General features: G+C 71.2%; 5 protein-coding genes and 1 pseudogene. 1 reads left to right on the top strand and 5 read right to left on the bottom strand.

What is annotated here, in order from left to right; translation table 11 throughout:
* Positions 1-9 precede the first annotated feature (9 nt).
* On the top strand, positions 10-1,896 hold the full coding sequence (locus ACGF2Y_RS29845; RefSeq protein WP_392953838.1) for an AMP-dependent synthetase/ligase: 1,887 nt from the start codon (positions 10-12) through the stop codon (positions 1,894-1,896).
* 171 nt (positions 1,897-2,067) lie between these two features.
* Here ACGF2Y_RS29845 and ACGF2Y_RS29850 read toward each other — a convergent pair whose 3' ends face one another.
* The 5 genes and pseudogenes from ACGF2Y_RS29850 to ACGF2Y_RS29870 form a co-directional block, all read right to left on the bottom strand.
* Positions 2,068-3,258: a cytochrome P450 gene (locus ACGF2Y_RS29850; protein ID WP_392953841.1), complete on the bottom strand. Its 1,191-nt coding sequence runs from the start codon at positions 3,256-3,258 to the stop codon at positions 2,068-2,070.
* A 49-nt stretch (positions 3,259-3,307) separates the two neighbouring features.
* A complete protein-coding gene (locus ACGF2Y_RS29855; protein WP_392953844.1) occupies positions 3,308-4,363 on the bottom strand; it encodes an MDR family NADP-dependent oxidoreductase in 1,056 nt (351 codons plus the stop codon).
* On the bottom strand, positions 4,360-6,027 hold the full coding sequence (locus ACGF2Y_RS29860; RefSeq protein WP_392953861.1) for a phytoene desaturase family protein: 1,668 nt from the start codon (positions 6,025-6,027) through the stop codon (positions 4,360-4,362). The genes ACGF2Y_RS29855 and ACGF2Y_RS29860 overlap by 4 nt, the downstream gene beginning before the upstream one ends.
* A gap of 194 nt (positions 6,028-6,221) precedes the next feature.
* Complete coding sequence (locus tag ACGF2Y_RS29865; protein ID WP_392953847.1) at positions 6,222-7,904, bottom strand: phytoene desaturase family protein; 1,683 nt, start codon at positions 7,902-7,904, stop codon at positions 6,222-6,224.
* A pseudogene (locus ACGF2Y_RS29870) lies at positions 7,894-11,995 on the bottom strand (amino acid adenylation domain-containing protein); the annotation flags it as partial. The pseudogene ACGF2Y_RS29870 and the gene ACGF2Y_RS29865, both read right to left, overlap by 11 nt.
* Positions 11,996-12,086 lie beyond the last annotated feature (91 nt).

The raw sequence follows: 12,086 nt of genomic DNA on the forward strand, positions 1-12,086 counted from the left end.
GAGGTCGATGTGAGTTCCGCGCAGTCCCTTCTTGAAAGCCGCCCGGATTCCGTGGCGCACCTGTTCCTCTCGAGAGTCGAGGCCACCCCCGACCGGGAGGCCTATCGCTACCCCGTGCCCGCCGACGACGGCGCTTCCGGCAGCGAGGAGTGGCGCGTGCTGACGTGGGCGCAGACCGGCGAGCGCGTCAGGGCGATCTCGGCCGGTCTGCTCACCCTCGGGCTGCGGCCCGAGGAAAGGGTGGCGATCTCCTCGTCCACCCGGGTGGAGTGGATCCTGGCCGACCTGGGCGCGATGTGCGCCGGGGTCGCCACCACGGCCGTCTACCCCAGCACCAATGCCGACGAGACGGCGTACATCCTTGCCGACTCCGGCGCTCGGGCGATCTTCGTCGAGGACGCCGCCCAGTTGGCCAAGGTGGCCGCCGACGCCCACCGTCCGCCCGAGCTGGTCCACGCGATCCTCTTCGACCCTCAGGCGGACATCCCGCAGGTGGAAGGGCTGGAGGTACTGTCTCTCGCCGAGCTGGAGAAGCGGGGCCTGCGCTACCTCGAAGAGCACCCGGACGCAGTCGAGAAGACGGTCCGGGCCATCGATCGGGAGCAGCTCGCCACCCTGATCTACACCTCGGGCACGACCGGCCGGCCCAAGGGCGTGCGCCTGGTCCACGACTGCTGGTCGTACCAGGCCGTGGCGCAGGAGGCCTGCGGCGTGCTGCGCTCCGACGACGTGCAGTTCCTGTGGCTTCCGCTGTCCCACGTCTTCGGCAAGGCTCTGATCTCCGGTCAGATCAAGACCGGCCACGTGATGGCGGTGGACGGCCGGGTCGACCGCATCATCACCAACCTGCCCGCCGTGCGGCCCACCTTGATGGCGTCCGCCCCGCGGATCTTCGAGAAGGTCTACAACGGCATCGCGGGCAGGGCGAGAGCCGAAGGCGGAGCCAAGTACGCCATCTTCCGCTGGGCGGCGAAGGTCGCCCGCGACCACGCCAGGGCCGGGCAGGAGAGCAGGGCGGCAACCGGAAGGCGCAGCGTGCCGCTGTCGCTCGCGTTCCAGCACGCCATCGCCGACAGGCTGGTGTACGGCAGGATACGCGCGGCCTTCGGCGGCAATCTGCGCGCCAGCGTTTCGGGCAGTGCCGCACTCGCCCCCGATATCGGCTACTTCTTCTCCGGTGCCGGCCTGCACGTCCTCGAAGGCTACGGTCTGACCGAGACCAGCGCGGGCTGCATCGTCAACCCCTCCGACGACAACCGGGTCGGCACGGTCGGCACACCGCTGCCCGGCACCGAGGTCCGCATCGCCGAGGACGGCGAGATCCTTCTGCGGGGCCCCGGCATCATGCGCGGCTACCACAACCTCCCCGAGAAGACCGCGGAGGTGCTGGAGAGCGACGGCTGGTTGCACACCGGCGACATCGGCGAGATGGACAAGGACGGCTTCGTCCGGATCACCGACCGCAAGAAGGACGTGTTCAAGACCTCGGGCGGCAAGTACGTGGCGCCCACCGAGATCGAAGGCCGCTTCAAGTCCGTCTGCCCGTTCGTCAGCAACATCCTGGTCATCGGCGACGGCCGCAACTTCTGCAGCGCCCTGATCACCCTGGACGAGACCGTGATCATGCCCTGGGCGGCGACCCACGGCCTCGGCGGCCGCAGCTATGCCGAGGTGGTCTCCTCGCCAGAGGTCCACGAACTGATCGACGGCTTCGTCCAGCGGGTCAACGACGGTCTGCAACGGTGGCAGACCGTCAAGAAGTTCTCGCTGCTGTCGCGCGACCTCGACATCGAGCACGGCGAGCTCACGCCGAGCCTCAAGGTCAAGCGACCTGTTGTGGAACGCGCGTACGCCGAGGTCATCACGGGGATGTACGAGGGTTCCCGCGAGGACTGATCCCCACCTGTCCGGCCAGTACGGGGGTTTCCGCACCGCACCCCCGGCCCCGGCCCCGGCCCCCAGAGACGGATGCTCGGCTGTGGGGCGTCGGACCGGCGGCTCCGCGGCCGACCGCCGGGCGTTGGCGGGTTGGCGGGTTGGCGGGTTGGCGGCACGGTGTACACCGCCCTACCAGCTGACGCCGAGCCGCCGCGGGCTGCGGGAGGTCGTGCCGGTCCGCCAGGCGACCGTGTCCATGGGTTCCGCCAGACGCAGGTCCGGGAAGCGGGCGGCCAGCCGGTGCAGGGCGAGCTGGAGTTCCGTGCGGGCCAGCCAGGCGCCGAGACAGTAGTGGGGGCCGGCGCCGAAGGAGAGCGTGGGGGCCTCCAGCGGGGCGAACAGGTCGTGGAGGGAGGCGGGCGGGAAGACCTCGGGGTCACGGTTGGCCATGCCGCAGTCGGCGAGCACGATCGCGCCGGCCGGGATCGTCACCCCGCCGACCTCGACGTCCGCGGCCGCGTGGCGGGCGCTGCCCCGGTCGTCGCCCAGCGGGACGAGGTGGACGAGGCGGTCCGCCAGGCGTCCGGCGGCCTCCTCGTCGGTGCCGAGGCGGGGCCAGGTCTCACGGCGTTCGCCCAGGAGGTAGAGCAGCGCGTTGCCGAGCATGGTCATCGTACTGTCGTGGCCGCCGACGACAAGACCGCACACCAGGCTGACCAACTGGGCCTCGGGAACGCCCCCTTCCTCGTCGGCCGCCTCGACCAGGCCGCTGATCAGGTCCTCGCCCGGTGTCCGGCGCCGCTCCGCGAGGAGTTCGGCGCCGAACGCGCTGAACTCCGCGAGGACGGAAGCGACCTGTTCGCCGTCGTGGGTGCCGTCGGAGAAGGCGTGTTCGCTCCAGTGCCGCATCCGGCCCCATGCGGACTCGTCGAGCCCCATCAGCCGGCTGATCACCGCAACCGGCAGTGGCAGGGTGAACTCCGTTACGACGTCGGCCGGTTGCTGTCGCGTGTCCAGCCGGTCGAGGAGTTCCTCCACGATCTCGGCGATCCACGGCCGCCAGCGGGCGACGGCCCTCGGAGTGAAGGCACGGCGCAGGGTGCGGCGCAGCCGCAGATGGCCGGGGCCGTCCTGGTTGAACATCAGGTCGGGGTCGTTCACGAGATCGGGTACGTCGGAGAGGGCCGGTGCGTCGGCGGCGTACAGCTGTGCCCGGCCGAACCGCGGGTCGGAGAGCACCTGACGGACGTCGGTGTACCGGCTGACCAGCCAGGCGGGGCCACCGCCCGGCAGCTCGGCGGGGCGGGGCGGCCCGGGTTCCTCGAAGCGCAGGCGGTGCATCGGTTCCGGGGCGGGGGGCGTGGGGTCGGTGGTGGTCAACGTGCCTCCTGGGCAGGGGCGTCGGGGCGGGCGGAGGAAGAGACCACGCTCAGAGCTCTACGAGCACCTTGCCGCGGTTGGCCGCCCGGTCGTCGTAGAGGCTGCCGTAGGCGGCGGGGATGCGGTCGAAGCCGTGGTGCAGGGTGTGGTCGCAGACGACCTCGCCGCGCCGGACCCGGCCGCCCAGCTCGGTGTGGAGGTCCTGCCAGTTCCGTTCGGTGAACCACTCCAGGGAGAAGATGCCGCGGACGGTGGCGCGCGGGAACATCAGGTAGGGCAGGAGCCGGGGGCCGGTGTCCTCGTTGCCGACCTGGGTCGCCCATTGCCAGCACACCGCGACCTGGCTGCCGATGTTGAGCATGGGGAACACCGCGTCGGTGACCGTGCCGCCGAGGTTGTCGAAGTACCGGTCGATGCCGTCGGGGGCGGCCCTGGCGAGCGCCTCGCGCACGGTGTCCGCGCCGTCCCCGTGGCGGTAGACGACCACCGCGTCGAAGCCGAGCCCGGTGAGGTAGTCCGCCTTCTCCGGCGACGAGGTGGTACCGATCACCCGGGCCCCGGCGAGCGCGGCGAGCTGGCCGACGAGGGCGCCCACCGCGCCGGAGGCCCCGCTGATGACGAGGGTCTCGCCGGGGCTGATCGTCATGTATTTGGTCAGGGTTCCCCAGGCGGTCATGCCGGGTCCGCCCATCACGCTGAGGGCGGTCGGCAGCGGCAGGGCGTCGTCGTACCACCGGGGGTCGAGCCTGCGGTACGCCGGGAAGACCATGGGGAAGGTGCCGGTCTGCCAGAGTTCGGCCGCGCCGGTGCTGATCACATGGGTGCGCCAGCCGCCGAAGCCCTGTACGAGGTCGCCGACGCGGTGGGCGGCGCGCGGTCCCGCCTCCACCACCTCCATGATCGAGTCGGCGCCCATGTGCCCGCCGATGGGGGTGTCGAGGGCGATGCCCTGGAGGTAGGGGTCGACGGAGACGTACAGGGTGCGCAGGAGCATCTCGTCGGGGGCGAGGTTCACGTCGACGTCTCCGACGACCTTCTCGTAGACGCGGTCCACGTCCGGCACGCCCTCGACGTGTTCGCGGACCACCCATTTCGCGATCTTCATGGCTTTCTCTCCGTCGGTGCGGCGGGGCGGACGGGCACGGGGATGACCCGGTGGGTCGGTGGGGGCGCGGTGCGGTCGAGCGAGGCGGTGAAGGGCCGGTCGTCGTCGCGGCAGACGAACTGCATGACGTGACGTCCGGCGGCTGCGGCCCGGATGAGCCCGCCGGTGGTGGCCCAGACGCCGGACTGGTAGAAGTCGCGCAGCCCGGGGAGCCCCGGGCCGTGCTTCTTGATCAGCTCCTCGAGCCTCTCGCCGCTCTCGACGAAGGGCTGCCAGCCCAGCACGGTTCCGTCGTGGTTGCCGGTGTAGCGGACCTGGGTGAGGGGGCTGGAGACGTCGCGGACGACGATCGCGTCCCGCAGGCCGGGGTGGCGCTGTTCCAGGAAGCCGATGAGCGCCTCGCGGGCCCGGCGTTTCGCCGCGTAGTAGCCGCGCCCGTGCCGTACGGGCAGGGTGTGCAGCTCCTGTCCGCCACGGGTGCGGGTGACCTGTTCGGGGCCCTCGTCCAGGGCGCGCCAGGGGGCGATGTCGCAGAAGTAGGTGGCGTAGACGACTGTGGTGCCGTCCGGGGACAGTTCGGGGTAATGGCGGCTGCGGAACTGGACGTTGATGCTGGGGTGGCGGATGCCGGTCAGTTCGGCGGCCGTGGCCTCGTCGAGGAGGTACGTCGTACAGGGGTCGCCCTCGGGGAAGGGGCGGGAGAGGCCGAGGAAGAGGGTGAAGTAGCCGGGGAAGACCATGCCGGGTTCGTGGATGGTCTCGGTGTAGAGCTTGCGGTAGTCCTCGCCGAGGTATTTGCCTTCCAGGAACTTCATGGTGGTGGTGTAGCCGTCGCAGGCCGACACGACGATGTCGGCGCGCAGTTCCCGGCCGTCGCTGAGCCGGACGCCGGCCGCCCGGTCGTCCTCGACGATCACCGACTCGACCTTCGTGTTGTACGTGACCTCGCCGCCGAGCCGACGGTAGCGGGCCTCGATCGACTCGGCGAGCCCGAGGGAGCCGCCCTCGGGGACACCGGCGGAGAGGTTGGCGTGCGAGGCGAGCTGGAAGTGGAACGGGAGGACGGGGAAGGCCGGGTGCTTCTCGTACAGGATGAAGTTGAAGGCCTCCCGCAGGAGGGGGTCCTTGAACCTCGCGGAGAAGTCGCTCATCAGGACGGTGATCGTGGTGCGTACGGAGTTGAAGTACGGCAGGAACGAGGCGAGCATCCGCCAGCGCTCCCGACGCCCCATCAGCCCGACGGGCTTGAGGAAGGGGTAGACCGCGAGGGCCTTGCGGAAGCCGCGCAGTTGCGCGCAGAACTTCCGTACGAGCCGGGCGTCGGCGGGCGAGAGGGCGATGAGGTGGGCTTCGAGGCGGTCGGGGTCGGAGTAGAAGTGGACGGCCCGGCCGTCCGTGCCGCGCACGATGTTGAAGACGTCGAAGTGGCGGATCTCCTTGCCCTGCAGGGCGCCGAGCTCCAGCCAGATCTGGTGCATCTCGTTGCCGGGGCCGCTGCCGAGGAGCCAGCTGACACAGGCGTCCAGGGTGAAGCCGCCGCGCTCCCAGGCGGTGCAGCAGCCGCCGGGCAGCTCGTGCATCTCCAGGATGCGGGTGCGGTAGCCGTTCATCTGGGCGTAGCAGCCGGTGGAGAGGCCACCGAGACCGGCCCCGATGATGATCATCGTCTCGCGGGGCGGGCGGGCGCCGCCGAGCCGGGGCCCGCTCGCCCGGGGTCCGCTCGCCCGGGGTCCGCTCGCCCGGGGCCCGCTCGCCCTGGTTCCGTTCTCCTGGGGTCCGTTCCGGGGTCCGCTCTCCCCGGGTCCGTTCGCCCGGGGCCGGGTGGTGCCGCCGGGGCCGGGACCGTTCCTGTCGCCGCTCATGTGCCCTCGCTCTCCCGTGCGGACCACCGGTCGAGCTGGGGCAGGTGCCCCAGTTTCCCGGGGTGCCAGGGTTCGGCGCCCTTGCTCTCCCAGGCCCGGAACTCCAGGCCGAGTTCGCGGCAGAGGTACTGGACGGCGAAGCGGCCGGTGGCGGCGGCGCGGATCAGGCCTCCCATGCCCACCCACTGCCCGGCCATGGAGAAGCCGCTCAGTCCGGGCAGCCGCATCCGGTCCTTGCCGACCAGACGGGCCGCGACGTCGTCGGCGTCGGAGAACGCCTTCCAGGCGAGGATGGAGCCGCCGAGGTTGCCGGTGTAGCGGTGGGTCGTGGCGGGGGTGGCGACCTCGACGATGTCGATGCGCTCCGCGCTGCCGGGGCTGCGGCGTTCCAGGAAGTCGCGGACGAATTCGGCGACTTCACGCTTGCGCCGGCGGTACTCCTTGCGGTCCCTGGTGCGCAGGTCCTTCCAGTGGGCGTAGTCGCTGAAGTAGGTGCAGTGCAGGACGGAGTGGCCCGGCGGCGCGAAGCCGCCGGAGTAGCGGGAGCGTGCCTGCACGACGAGGCTGTCCTGAAGGGCGCCGGGGAGGTGTGCCGCGTCGTTGGGGCCGAGGAGGTAGGTGGTGCTGTGCGCCTCGTCGGGGTCCAGGTCGCCGCGCAGGCCGACGAAGGCGGAGACGACGGCGGGGAAGAGGGCGCCGGGGCGGTGGAGGAGGTCGGTGTAGAGCTTGTCGATCCGGGGGCCGGTGTACCGGCCCCCCAGGAGTCCGTAGACGGTGGTGTGGCCGTCGCAGGCGGAGACCACGTGTTCGGCGAAGTACCGTTTTCCGCCGCGGAGTTCGATGCCGACCGCCCGGTCGTTCTCGACCAGGATCCGTTCGGTGCGGGCCCGGTAGGTGACCGTGCCGCCCAGGCTCCGGTAGCGCTCCTCGACGGAGCGGGCCAGGCCCAGCGAACCGCCCTGCGGGAAACCGGCGTTGCCGTGGTGGGCGGCTGCCATGTTGAAGAGGTACGGCAGCAGCGGAAAGCCTTCCGGGTCCTGGAAGAAGATGTTGCGGAAGGCCTTGCGCAGCAGGGGGTCCTGGAACCGGTCGGCGAAGACGTGCATCGGGGTGGCGGCGGTCCGCCAGAACAGCCGGAAGGCGGGGAGCACCGTGCGCAGGGTCTGTACCCGGTCCCGTACGGTCCGCAGCGCGGGCGCGGTCAGGAACGGGTACAGCTCGATGCCGATGAAGCGCCGCAGGTCCCGGGTGAAGGCCCGGATGAGCGGGGCGTCGGCGGGTGAGACCGCCAGGAGGTGGGCTTCCAGACGGTCGGGGTCGTTGTAGAACGTCACCGACCGGCCGCTGTCGTCCTCGACCTTGTTGAACAGCTCGAAGTTGGTCACGGTCTTGCCGTCGAGCGCGCCGAGTTCGCTCCACACCCGGTGGGCGTCGTTGCCCGGGGCGGTGCCGATGAGCCATTCGATGCAGTAGTCGAAGAGGTACCCGTCGCGCGACCAGGCGGTGCAGCAGCCGCCGGGCAGCACGTGCTTCTCGAAGACGCGGGTCCTGGCGCCGCTCATCTGCGCGTAGCAGCCGGTGGAGAGGCCCGCCACGCCCGCGCCGACGACGATGACGCGGGGCGGGGTGCCCGGGGTGCGTTCCCTGCTGGTCCAGTCGGTGGGGTCGTCATCCGCCATGGGCCGCGTCTCCCGTCAGGACGGAACGCACCAACTCGGCGTTGCGGGGCAGGTGTTTGGCGTCGAGCATGTCGGCGTGGACGCCGGAGCCGCGCAGTACGGCGTGGCGCCGGTGGAGCTGCCGTGCCAGGTGCCCTGCTCCCCGGCGGCGTAGAAGGCGGCTTTCTCCTCGTCGGTGATCACGCTGACCGTGGCGGCGACCGTACCGGTGTTGGGGGTGCGCCCGCAGAAGGCGAGGTACTCGGCGGCGTGGGCGAGGGTCTCGCGGGCGACGGCCTCGGATCCGGTGTGCTTGCGTACGTGGTCGGCGAGTTCGGCTTCGAACGCGGCGATGCCCGAGGCGTCCGGTTCGTAGGCGGCGAGGATCCGGCGGGAGTCGAGGATGACGACGTGGGCGACCCGGCGACCGCGCCGCTCCAGCTCCTTGGCCGTCTCGAAGGCGAGGTTGCCGCCGAGGGAGTAGCCCAGGAGGAGGTAGGGGCCCTCGGGGCGGGCGTCCTCGATCAGGTCGGCGTACCGGGCGATCTTGTCGTCGCCGGGGAGGTAGTTGAAGCCGGTGACGGAGTGGTCGGGGAGCTGGGCGGCCAGGCTCCGGTAGACGAGGCCGTGGCCGCCGGCCGGCGGGAAGCAGAAGAGGGCGGGGTGCTGTCCGGCGTTGAAGGTGAGGCCGGGCAGTTCGTCGGCGGTGGTGCCGAGCAGGACGTCCTCCACGGTGGCGGCCATGCCGTGCAGGGTGGTGACCTGGTAGAGCCTGCTGACGGGGACACCGACGCCGAACTCGGTGCGCAGGTGGTGGAGGAGTTCGATCAGCTTGATCGAGCTGCCGCCGAGCTCGAAGAAGTCGTCCTCCAGGCCGACCTGTTCGCGTCCGAGCAGCGTCTTCCAGTGCCGGGCGACGCTGACCTCGTACAGGGTCACGGGCTCCTCGTGCGGCCGGTCCCCCGCCTCGGCCGGGGGTGCGGGCAGGGCGGCCGTGTCGACCTTGCCGTTGGCCGTCAGCGGCAGAGCGGGCAGCTCGACGAAGTGGGACGGGATCATGTAGGAGGGCAGCGAGCGCGCCAGGTGGCGGCGCAGGGCCCGGCCGTCCACGGTCGCACCGGGCTGCGGTACGCAGTAGGCGCAGAGCGCCGCGTCTCCCCCGGTGTCGGTGCGTACGGTGACGACGGACCGGGCGAGCGGGGGCCACTGGGCGAGCTGCGCCTCGATCTCGCCGATCTCGATGCGGTGGCCGCGCAGTTTGACCTGTCCGTCGCTCCGGCCGAGCATGTGGACCCGGCCGTGCGCGTCCCAGCGGGCGATGTCGCCGGTGCGGTAGAGCCGTTCGGGCCGGGCGCCGGCGGTTCGGCCGAGCGTCCGGGTGACGAACCGCTCCTCGGTCTGCTCGGGGTCCCCGGCGTAACCGAGGGCGACGCCGTCGCCGCCGATCCAGAGTTCGCCGGGCACGCCGGGCGGGACGGGTTCGCCGTGGGTGTCCAGGACGTGGAGGGTGCTGCCCGGCAGGGGGCGGCCGATCGGGACCATCGCGCCGGGCTCCAGGTCCTCGACGGGCCCTTCGAAGTACGCGCTGTCGATGGTGGCCTCGGTGAGTCCGTAGGAGTTGACGAGGCGGGTGCCGGGTCCGCACAGCTCGGCCAGCCGGCGGTACTCCCCCACGCTCCAGGCGTCCGAGCCGACCACCAGCAGCCGCAGGAAGTCCAGCCGCAGTCCTTCCCGTGCGCAGTGGTCCATCAGGCCGCGGACGACGGCTGGCACGAACTCGGCGCAGTCCACCCTCTCCTGACGCATCGTCCGGTAGAGGCGGGTGGTGTCGAAGAGGAGGTCGCGGTCGGCCAGGACGAGGGTGCCACCCGAACACAGAGCGCGCACCAGGTCGCCGGTGAACACGTCGAAGGACGGCTCGGCCATCTGGAGGTGCACCCGGACGTCCGTCTCCAGCCGGTACTCCTGGCGCCACGCGGCGTGGGCGGAGGCGAGGTTGCGGTGGCTGACCCGGACGGCCTTGGGGCGGCCGGTGGATCCGGAGGTGGTGATGATGTACGCGGGTGAGTCCGGGCCGGTGCCGGCCGCCGGTCCGCCGGGGTGCGGTTCGGCGCGGTCGAGCCCGGTCAGGGTGAGCGTGGGTACGGCCAGGGCTCCGGTCTGGTCCGGCCCGGCGTCGTCCGCGACGAGGACGAGTCCCGCGCCGGTGGTCCTCACGAGGTGGGCGAGCCGGTCGGCGGGCTGGTCGGGCCGGAGCGGGAGATAGGCGGCTCCGGCCTTGAGCACGGCGAGGAGGGCGACGATCAGCTCGGGCGACTTGTCCAGGCACAGGACGACCACCGAGCCCTCTGCGACGCCGAGGGTACGCAGCCGGGCGGCGGTACTGTCCGCCCGGCGGTCAAGTTCCGCGTAGGTCATCCGGCGCGACCCGCCCCGCGGGGAGGGCATGGTCACGGCGACGGCGGCGGGGTGTTCGGCGGCGATGCGGGCGATCAGCGTCTGGACCGGGGTGAACGACTCTTCCGGCGAGTCGTGTTCGGGTCCGGCGGGCGGCAGGGCCGGGCGGCTCCACTCCCCGAGGAGCCGCTCCCGCTCCCGGTCGCCGAGCATCTCCAGGCGGGAGGCGGGCTGTTCACCCCGGGCGTGGGTCATCCGGTCGAGGAGGCGGGTGTAGTGGGCGGCCATGCGGCGCATGGTCTCCGGGAGGAAGAGGTCGGTGTTGTACTTGAACACGCAGTGGAAGCGGCCCTCGGCCTCGTCCTCGTACGCCGACAGCGTTATGTCGAACTGCCCTTCCTCCTCGGGCAGTTCGATGTACTCCAGGCGGTAGCCGTACTGCTCGGCGGCCACCTTGTGGGTGAGGAGGATGAACATCGCCTGGAAGACGGCGGAGCGGCTGGGGTCGTGCTGGAGGCCCAGCTCCTCGACGAGGAGGACGAAGGGGTACTCCTGGTTGTCGAGACCGCCGAGCACGGTCCGGCGGACCTGTTGCAGCAGTTCGGCGACGGTCGGGTCCTCGGACAGGTCGGCGTGCAGGGGCAGCGGGTTGACGAAGTAGCCGTAGACGGAGGCGAAGTCCTGCCGGGTGCGGCCGGTCACCGGGCTGCCGACGACGATGTGGTCCTGCCCGGAGTAGCGGTGGAGCAGGAGGTAGTACGCGCTCAGCAGCACCATGAACGGGGTGACGCCGTGGGCGCGGGCCAGTGCGTGGACGCGGGCGCTCAGCGCGTCGTCGAGGACGAAGAACTCGGAGGCCCCGTTGTGGGTCTGGACGGCCGGGCGCGGTTTGTCGACGGGGAGGTCCAGGAGCGGGACCTCGGCCGGCAGATGGGTGCGCCAGTAGTCGAGCATGCCCGCCGCCCCGGGCCCGGCCAGGAAGGTGTTCTGCTGGTTGAGGAAGTCGAGGTAGCGGGCCTGGACCGGTGGGAGCTGGGGTTCCTGGCCGCGCCGCAGCGTTTCGTGGACGGCGAGGAGTTCCTCGATGAAGGTGAACGTGGAGATGGCGTCCGACACGATGTGGTGGACGGCCTTCATGATGATCCAGCGGTCCGGGCCGCGTTTGAAGAGGCGGAAGCGGACCAGGGGGTCGTGGGCGAGGTCGTAGGGCTTGCGGTACTCCTGGACGATCGTCGCGTGGATGGTGTCCCAGTCCTCGCCCTGGACGTCGAAGAGGCCGAGGTCGGTGGCGGGTCCTCGGAGACCCGCTGCACGGCCTGCCCGTCCACCAGGAGAAAGTTGGTGCGCAGCGCCGGGTGGCGGGCGATGAGGCGGCGGACTGCTTCGAACATCAGGTCCGGTTCGAGGACGGCGTTCACCTCGACGGCCCCGCCGATGTTGTACGCGTAGCCGTCGGGGTTGAGGTGCTCGAGGAACCAGAGCGCCTTCTGATTCTGCGTCAGCGGGTGCTGCCGCTCGTCCTGGTGGAGTGCGACCGTGCCCGCCGCCCCGTCGGGGGTGTCGGTCGAGGCGAGGGCGCTGAGGCCGTCGTGGAGCTGGGCGGCGAGTTCCCCGGCCGGGGTGCCGCTGAGCAGGGCGACCACGGGCAGGGCGACGCCGAGTTCGGCGTGGATCCGGGCCCGTAGTTCCATGGCGAGGAGCGAGTCGAGTCCTAGGGCCTGTATCCAGTTGTGATCAATGGATGGTCCGCGCGAGGTCCTTGATCCAGATCATGGAGGCGCGGAGATGGAGTCCGGCGAGGTAGCT

The sequence above is a fragment of the Streptomyces sp. NPDC048142 genome (genome assembly GCF_043202835.1).
Classification (GTDB): domain Bacteria; phylum Actinomycetota; class Actinomycetes; order Streptomycetales; family Streptomycetaceae; genus Streptomyces.